The sequence below is a fragment of the Cryptosporangium sp. NPDC051539 genome (genome assembly GCF_044454545.1).
Lineage (GTDB): Bacteria > Actinomycetota > Actinomycetes > Mycobacteriales > Cryptosporangiaceae > Cryptosporangium.
Map to the genome: position 1 here is coordinate 251,512 of NZ_JBITDV010000010.1, position 17,737 is coordinate 269,248.

21 protein-coding genes are annotated in these 17,737 nt (G+C 67.3%); all 21 read right to left on the reverse strand.

Annotated elements, in window-relative coordinates:
• The 21 genes from rplE to ACIBZJ_RS29710 all read right to left on the reverse strand — a co-directional run bounded on the left by rplE (position 1) and on the right by ACIBZJ_RS29710 (position 17,730).
• A complete protein-coding gene (gene rplE / locus ACIBZJ_RS29610) occupies positions 1–570 on the reverse strand; it encodes a 50S ribosomal protein L5 (protein WP_395935313.1) in 570 nt (189 codons plus the stop codon).
• Positions 570–917, reverse strand: coding sequence for a 50S ribosomal protein L24 (gene rplX, locus ACIBZJ_RS29615; RefSeq protein WP_395935315.1), 348 nt, complete (start codon positions 915–917; stop codon positions 570–572). The genes rplE and rplX overlap by 1 nt, the downstream gene beginning before the upstream one ends.
• 1 nt (position 918) lies before the next feature.
• Positions 919–1,287 (reverse strand): 50S ribosomal protein L14, encoded by a 369-nt coding sequence (gene rplN / locus ACIBZJ_RS29620; protein WP_035857817.1) that lies wholly within the window; start codon positions 1,285–1,287, stop codon positions 919–921.
• A 104-nt stretch (positions 1,288–1,391) separates the two neighbouring features.
• Entirely contained in the window at positions 1,392–1,682 is a 291-nt protein-coding gene (gene rpsQ, locus ACIBZJ_RS29625; protein ID WP_395935318.1) for a 30S ribosomal protein S17, read from the reverse strand.
• A 66-nt stretch (positions 1,683–1,748) separates the two neighbouring features.
• Positions 1,749–1,988, reverse strand: a complete 240-nt coding sequence (gene rpmC, locus ACIBZJ_RS29630; RefSeq protein WP_073259056.1) for a 50S ribosomal protein L29 — start codon at positions 1,986–1,988, stop codon at positions 1,749–1,751.
• Positions 1,985–2,407 carry a 50S ribosomal protein L16 gene (gene rplP, locus ACIBZJ_RS29635; protein ID WP_395935320.1) on the reverse strand — a complete coding sequence of 141 codons (423 nt, stop codon included), beginning with the start codon at positions 2,405–2,407 and terminating at the stop codon, positions 1,985–1,987. Before rplP ends, rpmC begins: the two co-directional genes overlap by 4 nt.
• Positions 2,408–2,410: 3 nt before the next feature.
• Positions 2,411–3,352, reverse strand: a complete 942-nt coding sequence (rpsC, locus tag ACIBZJ_RS29640) for a 30S ribosomal protein S3 (RefSeq protein ID WP_395935322.1) — start codon at positions 3,350–3,352, stop codon at positions 2,411–2,413.
• On the reverse strand, positions 3,352–3,822 hold the full coding sequence (rplV, locus tag ACIBZJ_RS29645; protein WP_395935324.1) for a 50S ribosomal protein L22: 471 nt from the start codon (positions 3,820–3,822) through the stop codon (positions 3,352–3,354). The genes rpsC and rplV overlap by 1 nt, the downstream gene beginning before the upstream one ends.
• A 69-nt stretch (positions 3,823–3,891) precedes the next feature.
• Positions 3,892–4,173, reverse strand: coding sequence for a 30S ribosomal protein S19 (gene rpsS / locus ACIBZJ_RS29650; RefSeq protein WP_035857823.1), 282 nt, complete (start codon positions 4,171–4,173; stop codon positions 3,892–3,894).
• Between the two features lie 12 nt (positions 4,174–4,185).
• Positions 4,186–5,022, reverse strand: coding sequence for a 50S ribosomal protein L2 (gene rplB / locus ACIBZJ_RS29655; protein ID WP_395935327.1), 837 nt, complete (start codon positions 5,020–5,022; stop codon positions 4,186–4,188).
• Between the two features lie 43 nt (positions 5,023–5,065).
• Positions 5,066–5,362, reverse strand: a complete 297-nt coding sequence (rplW, locus tag ACIBZJ_RS29660) for a 50S ribosomal protein L23 (protein ID WP_395935329.1) — start codon at positions 5,360–5,362, stop codon at positions 5,066–5,068.
• Positions 5,359–6,045: a 50S ribosomal protein L4 gene (gene rplD, locus ACIBZJ_RS29665; protein ID WP_395935331.1), complete on the reverse strand. Its 687-nt coding sequence runs from the start codon at positions 6,043–6,045 to the stop codon at positions 5,359–5,361. Before rplD ends, rplW begins: the two co-directional genes overlap by 4 nt.
• Complete coding sequence (gene rplC, locus ACIBZJ_RS29670) at positions 6,042–6,710, reverse strand: 50S ribosomal protein L3 (protein ID WP_395935333.1); 669 nt, start codon at positions 6,708–6,710, stop codon at positions 6,042–6,044. Before rplC ends, rplD begins: the two co-directional genes overlap by 4 nt.
• A gap of 126 nt (positions 6,711–6,836) precedes the next feature.
• On the reverse strand, positions 6,837–7,145 hold the full coding sequence (gene rpsJ / locus ACIBZJ_RS29675; RefSeq protein ID WP_035857828.1) for a 30S ribosomal protein S10: 309 nt from the start codon (positions 7,143–7,145) through the stop codon (positions 6,837–6,839).
• A gap of 130 nt (positions 7,146–7,275) precedes the next feature.
• Positions 7,276–8,469, reverse strand: coding sequence for an elongation factor Tu (tuf, locus tag ACIBZJ_RS29680; RefSeq protein ID WP_395935335.1), 1,194 nt, complete (start codon positions 8,467–8,469; stop codon positions 7,276–7,278).
• A gap of 82 nt (positions 8,470–8,551) precedes the next feature.
• Complete coding sequence (gene fusA / locus ACIBZJ_RS29685; RefSeq protein WP_395935337.1) at positions 8,552–10,651, reverse strand: elongation factor G; 2,100 nt, start codon at positions 10,649–10,651, stop codon at positions 8,552–8,554.
• 36 nt (positions 10,652–10,687) lie between these two features.
• Positions 10,688–11,158: a 30S ribosomal protein S7 gene (rpsG, locus tag ACIBZJ_RS29690; RefSeq protein WP_395935339.1), complete on the reverse strand. Its 471-nt coding sequence runs from the start codon at positions 11,156–11,158 to the stop codon at positions 10,688–10,690.
• A 1-nt stretch (position 11,159) separates the two neighbouring features.
• Complete coding sequence (gene rpsL, locus ACIBZJ_RS29695; RefSeq protein ID WP_035857832.1) at positions 11,160–11,534, reverse strand: 30S ribosomal protein S12; 375 nt, start codon at positions 11,532–11,534, stop codon at positions 11,160–11,162.
• 452 nt (positions 11,535–11,986) lie between these two features.
• Positions 11,987–13,147, reverse strand: coding sequence for a hypothetical protein (locus ACIBZJ_RS29700; protein WP_395935342.1), 1,161 nt, complete (start codon positions 13,145–13,147; stop codon positions 11,987–11,989).
• Between the two features lie 76 nt (positions 13,148–13,223).
• A complete protein-coding gene (locus ACIBZJ_RS29705; protein WP_395935344.1) occupies positions 13,224–13,721 on the reverse strand; it encodes a hypothetical protein in 498 nt (165 codons plus the stop codon).
• Positions 13,722–13,833: 112 nt separating this feature from the next.
• Entirely contained in the window at positions 13,834–17,730 is a 3,897-nt protein-coding gene (locus ACIBZJ_RS29710; protein WP_395935346.1) for a DNA-directed RNA polymerase subunit beta', read from the reverse strand.
• Between the last annotated feature and the right edge of the window lie 7 nt (positions 17,731–17,737).

Here is a 17,737-nt window from a genome sequence, read left to right on the forward strand (position 1 = left end):
TCAGTTCTCCTTGAACGGAAAGCCGAGGAGCTTGAGCAGCGCCCGACCCTCCTCGTCCGTCGTCGCGGTGGTCACGACCGTGATGTCCATGCCCCGCGGGCGGTCGATCCTGTCCACGTCGATCTCGTGGAACATCGACTGCTCGTTCAGGCCGAACGTGTAGTTGCCGTGACCGTCGAACTGCTTGCCCGACAGCCCGCGGAAGTCGCGGATACGGGGCAGCGCGATCGACAGCAGGCGGTCCAGGAACTCCCACATCCGGTCGTTGCGCAGGGTGACCTTCGCGCCGATCGGCTGGCCCTCACGCAGCTTGAACTGCGCGATGGACTTGCGGGCCTTCTGGATCTGCGGACGCTGACCGGTGATCGCGGTGAGGTCACGGACCGCACCGTCGATCAGCTTCGAGTCGCGAGCCGCGTCGCCGACACCCATGTTCACGACGACCTTGACGACGCCGGGAACCTGCATGACGTTCGCGTACTTGAACTGGTCACGCAGCGCGGGGAGGATCTCCTCGCGGTACCGCAGCTTCTGCCGCGGCTGGATCTTCTCAGTGGCCGGGGCAGTCATCAGATGTCCTCACCATTCCGCCGCGAGACCCGGATCCGCTTGCGCTGGATCGAACCGTCCTCACGGGTGACCTCTTCGGTCCGGTAACCCACGCGGGTCGGCTTGTTGTCCGAGCCGATCACCATCACGTTGCTGACGTGGATGGCGGCTTCCTGCGTCACGATCCCGCCCGACTTGGCGCCGCGCTGGGTCGTGGAGACCTTCGTGTGCTTCTTGATCCGGTTGACGCCCTCGACCAGCACGCGCTGGGTGTCGGGATAGGCCTGGATCACTTTGCCCTTGGCGCCCTTGTCCTTGCCGGCGATGACCAGGACGGTGTCGCCCTTTTTGATCTTGAGCTTCGCCATGTCAGAGCACCTCCGGGGCCAGCGAGATGATCTTCATGAACCGCTTGTCCCGCAGCTCACGCCCGACCGGGCCGAAGATGCGGGTCCCGCGCGGGTCGCCACCGTCCTTGATCAGGACCGCGGCGTTCTCGTCGAAACGGATGTAGGAGCCGTCCGGCCGCCGCTTCTCCTTCACGGTGCGGACGACGACGGCCTTCACGACGTCACCGCGCTTCACGCCCGCGCCGGGGATGGCGTCCTTGACGGTGCCCACGATGATGTCGCCGATACCCGCGTACCGCCGTCCGGAGCCACCGAGGACCCTGATGCACAGGATCTCCTTGGCCCCAGTGTTGTCGGCGACACGCAGTCGCGACTCCTGCTGGATCACGTCAACTCCATTGATGTCGCGCCGGTTCTCTCAGTGAGAGCCTGGCGGAACGGAACAATCTCAAGTGTGCCGGAGGGTTCTCCCGAACCCTCCGGCCCAGCGGACTACTTGGCGCGCTCGAGGATCTCGACGACGCGCCACCGCTTGGTGGCCGACAGCGGCCGGGTCTCCATCAGCCGGACCCGGTCGCCGACGCCGCAGTCGTTCTGCTCGTCGTGCGCCTTCAGCCGGTTGGTCCGACGGATGACCTTGCCGTACAGACGGTGCTTGACGCGGTCTTCGACCTCGACGACCACAGTCTTGTCCATCTTGTCACTGACCACGTAACCCTCACGGGTCTTGCGGTCGTTCCGGGAAATCCCGGCAGTGGCCTCGCTCACAGCTTCCTCACTCATGACGTCACCTCGCTGGCGCTCGGCGCCGCCACGAGCTCGGGCCTCACCATGTCATTGAACTTCATGTCAGGCCGTCACCTCACTCGGCGCCTGCTCGATGCCGAGCTCACGCGACCGCATGATCGTGTAGATCCGGGCGATGTCCCGGCGGACGACCTGGAGCCGGCGGTTGTTGTCCAGCTGACCGGTCGCGCTCTGGAAGCGGAGGTTGAAGAGCTCCTCCTTGGCCTCCCGCAACCGGGTGACGAGCTGCTCGTCGTCGAGCTCGCGCAGCTCGGCAGCCTTGTCGTTCGGGCCGCTGCTCACGCCGCCTCACTCCCTTCGCGCATCACGATCCGGCACTTCATGGGGAGCTTGTGGATCGCGCGACGCATGGCCTCGCGGGCGATCTGCTCGTTCGGGTACTGCAGCTCGAAGAGCACCCGACCCGGCTTGACGTTGGCGATCCACCACTCCGGCGAACCCTTACCGGAACCCATGCGGGTCTCGGCCGGCTTCTTCGTGAGCGGGCGGTCCGGGTAGATGTTGATCCAGACCTTGCCACCACGCTTGATGTGGCGGGTGATCGCGATACGGGCCGACTCGATCTGCCGGTTCGTCACGTAGGCGGGCTCCAGAGCCTGGATGCCGTACTCGCCGAAGGTGACCGCCGTACCGCCCTTGGACGCGCCGCGACGCGTCGGGTGGTGCTGCTTACGGTGCTTGACCCTGCGGGGAATCAGCATGGGTCAGCCCTCCTGACCTGCGTTGTCCTGCGTCGCGGCGGCCTCGGGCGCCTCGACGGCCGGCGTGGCGGCCGGCTCAGTTGCCACCGGGGTCTCCGTCGCCGGAGTCTCGACCGCCGCCGGAGCCTCGGTCACTACCGGGGTCTCGGTCGCTACCGGAGCCTCGGCCTCGGTGCGCTCGGCACCACGGCCGCCGCCCTGGCGGTCGCCGCGGCTACGGCCGCCGCCACCGCCACCGCCGGCGTTACGACGACGCTCGGGACGGTTGCCACGGTGCTGACGCAGCGCGGCCTCAGCGGCCTCGCGCTCGGCCCGGCTCTGGACGACGTCGCCCTTGTAGATCCAGACCTTGACGCCGATGCGGCCGAACGTGGTGCGGGCCTCGTAGATGCCGTAGTCGATGTTCGCGCGGAGCGTGTGCAGCGGCACCCGGCCCTCGCGGTAGAACTCCGACCGCGACATCTCGGCGCCACCCAGGCGACCGGCGCACTGCACCCGGATGCCCTTGACGCCCGGCGACTTCATCGCCGACTGCATCGCCTTGCGCATCGCGCGCCGGAAGCTGACCCGGCTCGAGAGCTGCTCGGCAACGCCCTGGGCGACCAGCTGAGCGTCGGCCTCGGGGTTCTTGACCTCGAGGATGTTCAGCTGGACCTGCTTGCTGGTGAGCTTCTCGAGCTGGCCGCGGATCCGATCGGCCTCCGCACCACGACGGCCGATGACGATGCCCGGCCGGGCGGTGTGGATGTCGACGCGGACCCGGTCACGGGTGCGCTCGATCTCGACCCGTGAGATGCCGGCGCGCTCCATACCGCGCGACATCATCTTCCGGATCGCCACGTCTTCTCCGACGTAGTCCTTGTACAGCTTGTCTGCGTACCAGCGGGACTTCCACTCGGTCGTGATGCCGAGCCGGAAGCCGTGCGGGTTGACCTTCTGACCCATTACTCGGCGCTTCCCTTCGTGGCTGCCGCTCGGCCGCCGCTCGCCTTCTTCGGCGCCCGCTTCGGCTTCGCCGTCGGGGCCACGCTCTCCACCACGACAGTGATGTGGCAGGTGCGCTTCCGGATCCGGTAGGCACGCCCCTGGGCGCGCGGCCGGAACCGCTTCATCGTCGGGCCCTCGTCCACGAAGGCCTTCGTCACGAGCAGCGAATCGGGGTCCAGCCGCTCGTTGTGCTCGGCGTTCGCGATCGCGCTCTCCACCACCCGGTAGACCTGCTCGCTGGCGGCCTGGGGGGCGAACTTGAGCGCGGTCAGCGCCTCCTTCGCGGGCATCCCCCGGATGAGGTCGACCACGCGCCGGGTCTTCATCGCCGTCGTCCGGACATACCGCGCCTCGGCGAATGCGCCCGGGGCGTCCCCGAGCAGCGCCACGCGTCGCGGATTCACGCGCTTGCCGTCGATCACTGCCATCTGTCTGCTCTCTCGTGTCTTCCGCGCCCGGGCTACCGAACGCACTGATCACCGGGTACGGGATCCGCGTCAGCGGCGGCGGCTCTTGCGGTCGTCCTTCTCGTGACCCTTGAACGTGCGGGTCGGCGAGAACTCGCCCAGCTTGTGGCCGACCATCGCCTCGGTGACGAACACCGGCACGTGCTTGCGTCCGTCGTGGACGCCCAGCGTGTGACCGATCATCTCCGGCGTGACGGTCGAGCGACGCGACCAGGTCTTGATGACGTTCTTGGTTCCGCGGGCGTTCTGCGCGTCCACCTTCTTGATCAGGTGGTCGTCGACGAAGTAGCCCTTCTTCAAGCTGCGGGGCATGGCCTACAAACCTCAGCGCTTCTTGTTGGTCTTGCGGCGGCGGACGATGAACTTGTCGCTGGCCTTGTTGGCCTGGCGAGTGCGACCCTCGGGCTTACCCTTCGGGTTGACCGGGTGACGACCACCAGAGGTCTTGCCCTCACCACCACCGTGCGGGTGGTCGATCGGGTTCATCGCCACACCACGGACGGTCGGGCGCTTGCCCTTCCACCGCATGCGGCCGGCCTTACCCCAGTTGATGTTGGACTGCTCGGCGTTGCCGACCTCGCCGACCGTGGCACGGCAGCGGGCGTCGACGTTGCGGATCTCGCCGGACGGCATACGCAGCTGGGCGTAGGGGCCGTCCTTCGCGACGAGCTGGACGCTCGCCCCGGCGGACCGGGCGATCTTCGCGCCGCCACCGGGCCGGAGCTCGATCGCGTGCACGACCGTACCGACCGGGATGTTGCGCAGCGGCAGGTTGTTGCCCGGCTTGATGTCGGCGCCGGGGCCGCACTCGATGCGGTCGCCCTGCTTCAGCTTGTTCGGCGCGACGATGTAACGCTTCTCGCCGTCGACGAAGTGCAGCAGCGCGATGCGGGCGGTGCGGTTCGGGTCGTACTCGATGTGAGCGACCTTGGCCGGCACGCCGTCCTTGTCGGCCCGGCGGAAGTCGATCAGCCGGTAGGCGCGTTTGTGTCCACCGCCCTGGTGGCGGGTGGTGATCCGACCGTGCGCGTTCCGGCCGCCCTTGCTGTGCAGGGGGCGGACCAGCGACTTTTCCGGGTGGTCACGGGTGATCTCGGCGAAGTCGGCGACGCTCGAACCACGCCGGCCCGGCGTAGTCGGCTTGTATTTGCGGATGCCCATCTGTATCCCTCAGCTCTCGATCCTCAGAGTGGTCCGGCCCCCGTCAGGAGACCGGCCCCCCGAAGATCTCGATGCGGTCGCCGGGCGCGAGACTCACGATCGCGCGCTTGGTGTCTTTCCGCTTACCCGTGCCGAACTTGGTCCGCTTGCGCTTCCCCTGCCGGTTCAGCGTGTTGACCGCCGTGACCTTGACGTTGAACACCTGCTCGACCGCGATCTTGATCTGCGTCTTGTTCGCGTCGGGCCGCACGAAGAACGTGTACTTGTTCTCGTCCAGGAGCCCGTAGCTCTTCTCCGAGACGACCGGAGAAAGCAGGATGTCCCGCGGGTCGTAAATCACTTCGACTCCTCGGTATCGGGCAGCTCGCGGGAGCTGGCCTTGGCGGTCGCGCCACCGGCAACGGAGCCGGACACGAACTCGTCGAAGGCGTCCTTCAGGAACACCACGTCGTCGCTGATCAGCACGTCGTAGGTATTGAGCTGGTCCGGCGTCAGGACGTGGACCTCAGCGATGTTCCGCACCGACAGCCAGGCCGTACGGTCCCCGCGGGGTACGACGACCAGGACGTGCCGCGAGCTGGACAGGTTCGCCAGTGCCTTGACGGCGTCCTTGGTGTTGGGCACGTCGCCCTCGACCAGCGAGGTGATGACGTGCACCCGGCCACCGCGGGCCCGGTCGGAGAGCGCGCCCCGGAGGGCAGCAGCCTTCATCTTCTTGGGCGTCCGCTGCGAGTAGTCGCGCGGCTGCGGGCCGTGGACGACGCCACCGCCGGTGAACTGCGGTGCGCGGGTCGAGCCCTGGCGGGCGCGGCCGGTGCCCTTCTGCTTGTAGGGCTTGGCCCCACCGCCGGACACCTCCGCACGGGTCTTGGTCTTGTGCGTGCCCTGACGGGCCGCCGCCTGCTGAGCCACCACGACCTGGTGGATCAGCGGAATGTTCGTCGTCACGTCGAAGATCTCGGCGGGCAGGTCAGCCGTGCCGGTCTTTGCTCCGCCGGCGTCGACGATGTCAATCGTGGTCACTTCGGCACACCGCCCTTACCAAGCTGGGTCTTGGCGGCGGTGCGAATGAGCACCAGCCCGCCCTTGGGCCCGGGCACAGCGCCCTTGACCAGGATCAGGCCCTTCTCAGCGTCGATACGGTGCACGCTGAGGTTCATCGTGGTCGTACGGACGCCACCCATCCGGCCGGCCATCCGCACGCCCTTGAAAACACGACCCGGGGTCGCGCAGCCGCCGATCGAGCCCGGCGCGCGGTGCTTGCGCTGGACACCGTGGCCGGCGCCGAGGCCCTTGAAGCCGTGCCGCTTCATGACACCCGCGTAGCCCTTGCCCTTGCTGGTGCCGACGACGTCGACCCTGATGCCCTGCTCGAAGATCTCCGCGGAGATCTCCTGCCCGATCTCGTACTCGGCCGCGTCCGTCGTGCGGATCTCGACCAGGTGCCGCCGCGGGGTGACGCCGGCGCCCTTGAAGTGGCCACTCTCCGGCTTGTTCACCTTCCGCGGGTCGATGGCGCCGAAAGCGACCTGGACCGCGGAGTAGCCGTCACGTTCGGGGGTGCGCACCTGGGTCACGACATTCGGCCCGGCCTGAACGACGGTCACCGGAATCATCCGGTTGTTCTCGTCGAAGACCTGGGTCATTCCGAGCTTCTCGCCCAGGATCCCCTTGATCTGCCTGTCCATAACTTCTTTCCGACTCTCTTGGGTCCGGATCCTCTCCCGGCCTGTGGTGCTGACCGGGCGTGTCCTTCAAATGGCGTCGTAATGCGTTGTCGGGTCCTGAGTCCGGACCCGAGCGCGATTACGTCCTTAGAGCTTGATCTCGATGTCGACGCCGGCGGGGAGGTCGAGACGCATGAGCGAGTCGACGGTCTTCGGCGTCGGGTCGAGGATGTCGATCAGCCGCTTGTGGGTCCGCATCTCGAAGTGCTCGCGGGAGTCCTTGTACTTGTGCGGCGAGCGGATCACGCAGTAGATGTTCTTCTCCGTCGGCAGCGGCACCGGGCCCGCGACCGACGCGCCGGTGCGGATCACCGTGTCAACGATCTTCCGCGCCGAACTGTCGATGACCTCGTGGTCATAGGCCTTGAGCCGGATGCGGATCTTCTGTCCCGCCATGGAAACTTCAGTCCTGTCTCTAACGCCGGGGGTCTGGTGGGCTGCCGGATAGTGGTCCGCGTGGCGCGGCGGCCGAGTCTTGCGACCCGACCGCCGCGCCACGCCGGGGCCTGACGGCCCCCGTGGACTACTACTTGTTGATCTTGCTGATGCGGCCGGCGCCGACGGTCCGACCACCCTCGCGGATCGAGAACCGCAGGTTGTTCTCCATGGCCACCGGCTGGATGAGCTTCACCGACATGTCGGTGTTGTCACCCGGCATGACCATCTCCGTGCCCTCGGGGAGGGTCACGACGCCGGTCACGTCGGTGGTACGGAAGTAGAACTGCGGCCGGTAGTTGTTGAAGAACGGCGTGTGGCGCCCACCCTCGTCCTTGCTGAGGATGTAGACCGTCGCCTCGAACTCCGTGTGCGGAGTCGTGGTGCCCGGCTTGATGACGACCTGGCCGCGCTCGACGTCTTCCCGCTTGATGCCGCGGAGGAGCAGACCGACGTTCTCGCCGGCACGCGCCTCGTCGAGCAGCTTGCGGAACATCTCGACGCCGGTGACCGTGGTGGTCTGCTTGGTCTCCTTGATGCCGACGATGTCGACCGTCTCGTTGACCTTCAGCACACCGCGCTCGACACGACCGGTGACGACCGTACCGCGACCGGTGATCGTGAAGACGTCCTCGATCGGCATGAGGAACGGCTTGTCGAGGTCGCGCTCCGGCTCCGGGATCGTCGTGTCGACAGCGTTCATCAACTCGATGATCTTCTCGCCCCACTCGGCGTCGCCCTCGAGCGCCTTCAGCGCCGAGACACGCACGATCGGAGCGTCGTCACCCGGGAACTCGTACTGGTTGAGCAGCTCGCGCACCTCGAGCTCGACCAGCTCGAGGATCTCCTCGTCGTCCACGACGTCGGCCTTGTTCAGGGCGACGACGATGTACGGAACACCGACCTGGCGGGCCAGGAGCACGTGCTCCTTGGTCTGCGGCATCGGGCCGTCCGTCGCGGACACGACCAGGATCGCGCCGTCCATCTGGGCGGCACCCGTGATCATGTTCTTGATGTAGTCAGCGTGACCCGGGCAGTCGACGTGCGCGTAGTGACGCGACTCCGTCTGGTACTCGACGTGCGCGATCGAAATCGTGATACCGCGCTGCCGCTCCTCCGGCGCCTTATCGATCTGGTCGAACGGCGTGAAGGGGTTGATGTCCGGGTACTTGTCGTGCAGAACCTTGGTAATCGCCGCAGTCAGCGTCGTCTTACCGTGGTCGATGTGACCGATGGTTCCGATGTTGACGTGCGGCTTGGTCCGCTCGAACTTCGCCTTCGCCACTGGTCTTTCCTCCTGTGGACTAAAACTCTGAACGCCGTGCGTCCGGGTCTGTTTCGGGTCGGGTATCGCCTGAGCTCGGGGCTTATTCGCCCGTTGCCTTGGCGATGATCTCCTTCGCGACGTTCTGAGGAACCTCGGCGTAGGAGTCGAACTGCATGGAGTAGCTCGCCCGGCCCTGGGTCTTCGACCGGAGGTCTCCGACGTAGCCGAACATCTCGGAGAGCGGAACCAGGGCCCGGACAACGCGGGCACCGCCACGCTCTTCCATCGCCTGGATCTGACCGCGCCGCGAGTTGAGGTCGCCGATCACGTCACCCATGTTCTCTTCGGGCGTCGTGACCTCTACGGCCATCATCGGCTCGAGAAGCGCGGGGTCGGCCTTGCGGGCCGCTTCCTTGAGTGACATCGAGCCGGCGATCTTGAAGGCCATCTCCGAAGAGTCGACCTCGTGGTACTGACCGTCGACCAGCGTGAACTTGATGCCGACGAGCGGGTAACCGGCCAGCACGCCGTACTGCATGGCGTCCTGGGCGCCGGCGTCGACCGACGGGATGTACTCCCGCGGCACCCGGCCACCGGTGACCTTGTTCTCGAACTCGTAGCTCGGCGCATCCCCGTCCTGCGGGATGGGCTCGAGGTTGATCTTCACCTTCGCGAACTGACCCGAACCACCGGTCTGCTTCTTGTGGGTGAAGTCGTAACCCTCGACCGAGCGACGGATCGTCTCACGGTAGGCCACCTGCGGCTTACCGACGTTGGCCTCGACGTTGAACTCGCGCCGCATGCGGTCGACCAGCACCTCGAGGTGCAGCTCGCCCATGCCGCCGATGACCGTCTGACCGGTCTCTTCGTCGTTGTGGACCTTGAACGTCGGGTCTTCCTGCGCGAGCTTCTGGATCGCGGTGCCCAGCTTTTCCTGGTCAGCCTTGGTCTTCGGCTCGATCGCGACCTCGATGACCGGGTCCGGGAACGTCATCGACTCGAGGATGATCGGGTTCGACGGGTCGCTCAGGGTGTCACCGGTCGTGGTCTGCTTCAGCCCCTGCACCGCGACGATGTCGCCGGCGCCGACGCTGGGCAGTTCCTCACGCTTGATCGCGTGCATCTGGTAGATCTTCCCGACCCGCTCCTTGCGGTCCTTGGTCGAGTTGATCACCTGGGTGCCCGCGTCCAGCCGCCCGGAGTAGATCCGGAGGTAGGTGAGCGTGCCGAGGTGCTTGTCGGACTGGATCTTGAACGCCAGCGCGCTGAAGGGCTCCTGGTCGTCCGAGTGCCGGGCCGCCGGGGTCTCGCCGTCCATCTTCGTGCCGTCGATCGACGGCAGGTCGAGCGGGCTCGGCAGGAAGTCGACGACCGCGTCGAGCATGGGCTGGACGCCCTTGTTCTTGAACGCGGAGCCGCAGACGACCGGGTTGACCTTGTCGGCCAGCGTGGCCCGACGGATCGCGGCCTTCAGCGTCTCGACCGAGATCTCTTCGCCCTCGAGGTACGCCTCGGCGATCGAGTCGTCGACGTCGGACATCGTCTCGAGGAGCTTCTCGCGCCACTCGTTGGCCTCGTCGAGCAGATCCGCGGGGATCTCCTCGACCGCGTAGTCCTCGCCCTTCTGGGTCTCGCCGCGCCAGGTCAGCGCGCGCATACCCACCAGGTCGACGACGCCGATGTGGTCGCCCTCGAGCCCGATCGGGATCTGCAGGACGGCCGGCGTGGAGTTCAGCCGGTCGATCATCATCTGGACGCAACGGAAGAAGTCCGCGCCGGTGCGGTCGAGCTTGTTGACGAAGCACATCCGCGGGACGTGGTACTTGTCGGCCTGGCGCCAGACGTTCTCGGTCTGCGGCTCAACACCGGCAACACCGTCGTAGACCGCGACCGCACCGTCGAGCACCCGCAGCGACCGCTCCACCTCGACCGTGAAGTCGACGTGACCCGGAGTGTCGATGATGTTGATCCGGTGGTCGTGCCAGTAGCAGGTCGTCGCGGCCGACGTGATCGTGATGCCGCGCTCCTGCTCCTGCTCCATCCAGTCCATGGTGGCTGCGCCATCGTGGACTTCACCGATCTTGTAGTTGATACCGGTGTAGAACAGGATCCGCTCGGTCGTCGTGGTCTTGCCCGCGTCGATGTGGGCCATGATCCCGATGTTGCGGACCTTGGCCAGGGCGGCGTTGTTGCCAGCCATCTGCCTTGCCTTTCAGCTTCGAGTGCAGGACGCGGATTACCAGCGGTAGTGCGCGAAGGCCTTGTTGGACTCGGCCATCTTGTGCGTGTCTTCGCGGCGCTTCACGCTTGCGCCGAGACCGTTGCTCGCGTCCATAAGTTCGTTCATCAGTCGCTCGGTCATGGTCTTCTCACGACGCGCGCGGCTGTACTGGATCAGCCAGCGCAGCGCGAGCGTGGTGCTGCGACCGGGCCGAACCTCGACCGGGACCTGGTAGGTGGCGCCACCGACACGGCGGCTGCGCACCTCGAGGGCCGGCTTCACGTTGTCGAGCGCGCGCTTCAGCGTCACGACCGGGTCGTTGCCCGACTTCTCACGGGCGCCCTCGAGCGCGCCGTAGACGATGCGCTCCGCCACGGACCGCTTGCCGCTCATCAGCACCTTGTTGATCAGCTGAGTTACGAGCGGCGAGTTGTACACGGGGTCGATGACCACCGCGTGCTTCGGAGCGGGACCCTTGCGGGGCATATCAGCTCTTCTCCTTCTTCGCGCCGTAGCGGCTGCGGGCCTGCTTGCGGTTGCGGACACCCTGCGTGTCCAGCGAGCCGCGGATGATCTTGTAGCGCACGCCGGGCAGGTCCTTCACACGACCGCCACGGACGAGCACGATCGAGTGCTCCTGGAGGTTGTGACCAACGCCCGGGATGTACGCGGTGACCTCGACGCCACTGCTCAACTTGACACGCGCCACCTTCCGCAGAGCCGAGTTCGGCTTCTTGGGCGTGGTGGTGTAGACGCGCGTGCAAACGCCACGGCGCTGCGGGCTGCCCTTGAGCGCAGGAGTCTTGGTCTTCTCGACCTTGTCCTGCCGGCCCTTGCGGACCAACTGCTGGATCGTGGGCACGGGGTCTCCGCTTTCTTCTCGGCTGTTGCCCTGCTAAACGCTCTGTCCTCGTGTTGTGCCAGATGTCCGGCTCCTCCGACCCCCGCGGTCGGGCGTGTCGCGCCAGCCGCAGGCCAAGAGTCTGCAAGCAGACCCCTGGGGAGGCCGTGCACCCGGCAGAGGGCGCACGTGCGTACCTGAGCAGCACCCAGGCACGAAAGCCAAGACTACCTACGGCTCGACCACAGGTCAAAACGACTACCCCAGCCCTCTTGCCGAGCCTCGGTAGCGCGTGTTACTGCCGGTCTTGACCTGGTCACCGCTCGCAGCTCACACCACGAGTAGGCACCGCGTGTAACGGTACCTCGGGGTTCCCCAGACTGCCACAACCCTGCCGTCGGCGGCTGGCATTCCCAGGAGCGCGCGCCGGCCCGGCAACCCCGTCTCCGAGGTGCCGGGCCGGCGTCACGATTTCAGTTGCTGGCGATGAACGCGATGTTCACGATGATGAAGATGATCGACAGGCCGACGCCGACGCCACCGGCGATCATGCCGGTCAGCGCCTGCTGGCGTCCCTGGAGCACGCCGCCGGACTCGTTGATCTTCTTCTGGCTCATGTAGCCGAGGACGACCGCCACGATGCCGGCGATGATCGGCAGGAACCCGATGAAGAACGTGCAGCAGCTCGCGAGCGAGAGCACCGCGGACACGATGCCCGCGATCATCGAGACGAGCGCCAGCTGCTCCTTCTGCGGCCCGGGGCTCCCGTAGCCGCCGCCGGGCGCCCCGTAGGCACCGGACGTCGGGTAGCCCGGCTGCGCGCCGACGCCGTAACCCGAGGTGGGCGGTGCGCCGTACCCGGACGTGGGAGCGGCCGGGTTGTTCGGGTCGTACCCGTACGGAGCCCCGGCCCCGTAGCCCGACGTGGGGGCCGCACCGTAGCCCGAGGTCGGCGCGGCGCCGTACCCGGACGTCGGCGCGGCGGGCCCGGCACCGTACCCGGAGGTCGGGTCAGCCGGCGTCGCGCCGTAACCCGAGCCGTACCCGGACGTCGGCGCGGCGCCGTAGGCGGACGTCGGGGCGGCGGGGTTGTTCGGGTCGTAGCCCGGGGTCTGGTCGGCACCACCGCCCCAGGGCGAGCCGTAGCCGGACGTCGGCGCGGACGACGGCGGCTGCTGCTGCCCGTAGGGCGGCGGGTCGTACGACGGCGGGTTGCTGCTGCCGTACTGGTTACCCCCGGAGCCGTACTGGTTGTCCGCGGAGCCGTACTGGTTGCCCCCCGAGCCGTACTGGGTGCCCCCGGAGCCGTACTGGTTGCCGCTCGAGCCGTACTGGTTGCCGCCGCTGCCGTACTGACCGCCGCCGCCGTACTGACCGCCGCCGTACTGCTGCTGGTTCGGGTCGCCGTAGGACGGCGGGGGCGTCGCCGGCTGGCCGTACGGGCTGTCCGGGGACTGGCCGTAGTCGGGGACGCTGAAGTTGGGGGCCTGCGGAGCAGGCGGCGCGGAGGGGTTGTTGTAGTCGGGGAAGCTGAATCCGCTCGGCGGCTGCGACTCCTCCCCAGGGCGCCCCTGACTGCGCGGATCCCGCGGGTCGTAAGGCTGGTTCGGCTCAGAGCCAGGTCGGTCGGTCATCTCTCTCCTCGTCGAACGCGGCGACCGCCGCGCTCCTTGCCACGGTCCGCCGACTGCGGCGGGACGTTCACCGCCATCAGTTGACGTTCTCGTCGTACTGCGGCCCGCTGCCCACGGACCCGATCAACAGACCGATCACCACGGCCACGATGACGACCGCACTCACCGCGACCGCCACCCAGCTCAGGATCTCCCCCGCCCGCAACGCGCGACCGCCGGTCAGGAAACCCGCCGCGGCGGCGATCTCGGTGCGGGTGGTGCGCACCATCAGCAGGCCGGCCACCCCGGGGACGAGCCCGCCGCCGCAGAACATCAGCAGGACGCCGACGATGCCCAGCGCGAGCACCGCGGTCGCCTTGCTCGACGTCGTCTCGTCCGGATCCTGCGGGTGACGCTCCCCGGTCCCCGCCACCCGGGGAGCCGGCACGACGGGACGGGCCCCGACCACCGGCGCGGGCGCGGGCGCCGACGGTGACTCCAGGATCTCGGGCGGCCCCGGCACCGTGAGGGCGATCTCGGCCGGAGCCTGGCCCGGCCGGGGGCGGGCCCACGGCGAGGGGCGAACCTCGGTCATCAACACCCCCCTGCCTGAGCTAACACCGGACACTGCATGGTGCCATGATCCCTGCTTCAACGAGCGCGGGCCGCCCGGGATCTCCCGAGCGGCCCGCGGCCCTGACTTCAGATCAGCGGTTGAAGCTTCCGTAGTCGAAGTCGTCCAGCGGAACGGCCTGGCCGGAGCCGGTGCCGAAACCGCCGTACTCGACGTCGTCGTACGGCGTCATCGAGTAGACCTGAGCCCGCGCCTCCTCGGTCGGCTCCACCCGGATGTTGCGGTACCGGGCGATGCCGGTACCAGCCGGGATCAGCTTTCCGATGATCACGTTCTCCTTCAGACCGATGAGCGAGTCGCTGCGCGCGTTGATCGCCGCATCGGTGAGCACCCGGGTGGTCTCCTGGAAGGAGGCCGCCGAGAGCCACGACTCGGTCGCCAGCGACGCCTTGGTGATACCCATCAGGATCGGACGACCCGAAGCCGGCTCGCCGCCCTCGGCCACCACCCGACGGTTCTCGTTCTCGAACATCGGCCGCTCGATCGGAGCTCCGGGCAGGAACTCCGTCGCGCCCGAGTCGATGATGATCACCCGGCGGAGCATCTGCCGGACGATGATCTCGACGTGCTTGTCGTGGATCGGCTGACCCTGCGACCGGTACACGTTCTGCACCTCGTTGACCAGGTGCAGCTGCACGGCCCGCGGGCCCATGATGCGGAGCACCTCGTGCGGGTCGACCACACCGTCGGTCAGCTGCTGGCCCACCGTGACGCTCTCGCCGTCGGCCACGCGCATGCGCACGCGACGCGACAGCTTGTCGTAGGCAACCTCCTCCGACCCGTCGTCCGGGACGATGACGATCTTCCGCGACTTCTCGGTCTCCTCGATCCGGATCCGACCGGCCATCTCGGCGATCGGAGCCTTGCCCTTGGGGACCCGGGCCTCGAACAGCTCGACCACACGCGGCAGACCCTGCGTGATGTCGTCACCGGCCACACCACCGGTGTGGAAGGTACGCATCGTCAGCTGGGTGCCGGGCTCACCGATCGACTGGGCGGCGATGATGCCGACCGCCTCGCCGACGTCGACCAGCTTGCCGGTCGCGAGCGAACGTCCGTAGCAGTACGCGCAGACGCCCATCGCCGACTCGCAGGTCAGCACCGAGCGAACCTTGACGTCCTGGACGCCGGCCTTGACCAGCGCGTCGATCAGGACGTCGCCGAGGTCGGACCCGGCCGGGGCCACCACGACGCCGTCCGGGCTCTTCGCGTCGGTCGCGAGCGTCCGGGCGTAGGAGTTCGTCTCGACGTGCTGGTGCTTGACCAGCGAGCCGTCCGCGCTCTCGGTCGCGATCGGAACCGAAACACCACGCTCGGTGCCGCAGTTCTCCTCGCGGATGATGACGTCCTGCGAGACGTCCACCAGACGACGGGTCAGGTAACCCGAGTCGGCGGTACGCAGGGCGGTGTCGGCCAGACCCTTACGGGCACCGTGGGTGGAGATGAAGTACTCCAGCACCGACAGGCCCTCGCGGAACGAGGACTTGATCGGACGCGGGATCGTCTCACCCTTGGGGTTGGCGACCAGACCACGGATACCGGCGATCTGCCGGACCTGGATCATGTTTCCGCGAGCACCCGAGTTGACCATCATCCAGATGGGGTTGGTCTCCGGGAAGTTCGCTTCCATGGCCTTGGCGACCTCGTTCGTCGCCTTGGTCCAGATCTCGATGAGCTCCTGACGGCGCTCCTCGCCGGTGATCACACCGCGCTGGTACTGCTTCTCGATCTTGTCGGCGTCCTTCTCGTACCGGTCGAGGATCTCCGGCTTGCTCGGCGGCGTCACGACGTCGTCGATGGAGATCGTGACACCGGCCCGGGTGGCCCACCGGAAGCCGTACGCCTTGAGGGCGTCCAGCGTCGCGGCGACCTGCACCTTCGGGTACCGCTCGGCGAGGTCGTTGACGATCGCCGAGAGCTGCGGCTTGCGCACCTCGTAGTTGACGAACCGGTAGTCGGTCGGGAGCGTCTCGTTGAAGAACACCCGGCCGAGCGTGGTGTCGACGAGCAGCGTCGAACCCGGCTCCCAGTCTTCCGGCGCGACCCACGGCTCCTTGCCGGGGCCGTTGTCGACCCGCGGCGCACCGTCGATCCGGATCTTGACCGGGGTCTGCAGGTTGAGCTCGCCCAGGTCGTACGCCATCACGGCCTCGGCGTCGGAACCGAAGACCCGGCCCTCGCCGACACGACCCTCGCGGACCGCGGTCAGGTGGTAGAGCCCGAGCACCATGTCCTGGGTCGGCGAGGTGATCGGACGACCCGACGCCGGCGACAGGATGTTGTTGCTCGACAGCATCAGCACCCGGGCCTCGGCCTGAGCCTCGGCCGACAGCGGCAGGTGCACCGCCATCTGGTCACCGTCGAAGTCCGCGTTGAACGCGGTGCAGACGAGCGGGTGGATCTGGATCGCCTTGCCCTCGACCAGCTGGGGCTCGAAGGCCTGGATGCCCAGACGGTGCAGGGTCGGCGCGCGGTTGAGCAGCACCGGGTGCTCGGAGATGACCTCTTCGAGCACGTCCCAGACGACCGGGCGCGCACGCTCGACCATTCGCTTGGCCGACTTGATGTTCTGCGCGTGGTTCAGGTCGACCAGACGCTTCATGACGAACGGCTTGAACAGCTCGAGCGCCATGTAGCGCGGCAGGCCGCACTGGTGCAGCTTGAGCTGCGGGCCGACGACGATGACCGAACGGCCGGAGTAGTCGACGCGCTTGCCGAGCAGGTTCTGACGGAACCGGCCCTGCTTGCCCTTGAGCATGTCGGACAGCGACTTCAGCGGACGGTTACCCGGGCCGGTGACCGGCCGGCCGCGGCGGCCGTTGTCGAACAGTGCGTCGACGGCCTCCTGCAGCATCCGCTTCTCGTTGTTGACGATGATCTCCGGCGCGCCCAGGTCGAGCAGGCGCTTGAGCCGGTTGTTCCGGTTGATCACCCGGCGGTACAGGTCGTTCAGGTCGCTGGTGGCGAACCGGCCACCGTCGAGCTGAACCATCGGCCGCAGGTCCGGCGGGATGACCGGGACACAGTCGAGCACCATGCCCATGGGCGAGTTGCGGGTGTTCAGGAACGCGGCGACGACCTTGAGCCGCTTGAGGGCACGGATCTTCTTCTGACCCTTGCCCGAGCGGATGGTCTCGCGGAGGCTCTCGGCCTCGTTGTCCAGGTCGAAGTGCTCCAGCAGCTTCTGCAGCGCCTCGGCGCCCATGCCACCGGTGAAGTACTCACCGAACCGGTCGCGCAGCTCGCGGAAGAGGAGCTCGTCCGGGATCAGCTGCTTGACGTCGAGCTTGCGGAACGTGTCGAGGACCTCGTCGAGGCGGTCGATCTCCCGCTGCGCACGGTCGCGCAGCTGGCGCATCTCGCGCTCGCCGCCCTCCTTCACCTTCCGGCGGACGTCGCTCTTCGCGCCCTCGGCCTCGAGCTCGGCCAGGTCGGCCTCGAGCTTCTTGGCGCGGACGTCGATGTCGGCGTCCCGGCGCTCCTCCACGCGACGACGCTCGACCGCGATCTCGGCCTCGATCGTCGACATGTCGCGGTGGCGAGCCTCGGTGTCGACGCTCGTGATCAGGTACGCCGCGAAGTAGATGATCTTCTCGAGGTCCTTGGGAGCCAGGTCGAGCAGATAGCCCAGCCGGCTCGGGACGCCCTTGAAGTACCAGATGTGCGTGACCGGTGCGGCCAGCTCGATGTGGCCCATCCGCTCACGGCGGACCTTGGCCCGGGTCACCTCGACGCCGCAGCGCTCACAGATGATGCCCTTGAAGCGGACGCGCTTGTACTTACCGCAGTAGCACTCCCAGTCCCGGGTGGGACCGAAGATCTTCTCGCAGAAGAGCCCGTCCTTTTCCGGCTTGAGCGTGCGGTAGTTGATGGTCTCCGGCTTCTTCACCTCGCCGTGCGACCACTGACGGATGTCGTCGGCCGTCGCGAGGCCAATTCGCAGCTCGTCAAAGAAGTTGACGTCAAGCACGTGTTTC

Bases quoted from the DNA above. Each gene is read 5' to 3' on its own strand.
- rplE (WP_395935313.1), bottom strand. From the start codon at position 570: ATGACTGCCCCGGCCACTGAGAAGATCCAGCCGCGGCAGAAGCTGCGG.
- rplX (WP_395935315.1), bottom strand. From the start codon at position 917: ATGGCGAAGCTCAAGATCAAAAAGGGCGACACCGTCCTGGTCATCGCC.
- rpsQ (WP_395935318.1), bottom strand. From the start codon at position 1,682: ATGAGTGAGGAAGCTGTGAGCGAGGCCACTGCCGGGATTTCCCGGAAC.
- rplP (WP_395935320.1), bottom strand. From the start codon at position 2,407: ATGCTGATTCCCCGCAGGGTCAAGCACCGTAAGCAGCACCACCCGACG.
- rpsC (WP_395935322.1), bottom strand. From the start codon at position 3,352: ATGGGTCAGAAGGTCAACCCGCACGGCTTCCGGCTCGGCATCACGACC.
- rplV (WP_395935324.1), bottom strand. From the start codon at position 3,822: ATGGCAGTGATCGACGGCAAGCGCGTGAATCCGCGACGCGTGGCGCTG.
- rpsS (WP_035857823.1), bottom strand. From the start codon at position 4,173: ATGCCCCGCAGCTTGAAGAAGGGCTACTTCGTCGACGACCACCTGATC.
- rplB (WP_395935327.1), bottom strand. From the start codon at position 5,022: ATGGGCATCCGCAAATACAAGCCGACTACGCCGGGCCGGCGTGGTTCG.
- rplC (WP_395935333.1), bottom strand. From the start codon at position 6,710: ATGGACAGGCAGATCAAGGGGATCCTGGGCGAGAAGCTCGGAATGACC.
- rpsJ (WP_035857828.1), bottom strand. From the start codon at position 7,145: ATGGCGGGACAGAAGATCCGCATCCGGCTCAAGGCCTATGACCACGAG.
- fusA (WP_395935337.1), bottom strand. From the start codon at position 10,651: ATGGCTGGCAACAACGCCGCCCTGGCCAAGGTCCGCAACATCGGGATC.
- rpsG (WP_395935339.1), bottom strand. From the start codon at position 11,158: ATGCCCCGCAAGGGTCCCGCTCCGAAGCACGCGGTGGTCATCGACCCC.
- ACIBZJ_RS29700 (WP_395935342.1), bottom strand. From the start codon at position 13,147: ATGACCGACCGACCTGGCTCTGAGCCGAACCAGCCTTACGACCCGCGG.
- ACIBZJ_RS29705 (WP_395935344.1), bottom strand. From the start codon at position 13,721: ATGACCGAGGTTCGCCCCTCGCCGTGGGCCCGCCCCCGGCCGGGCCAG.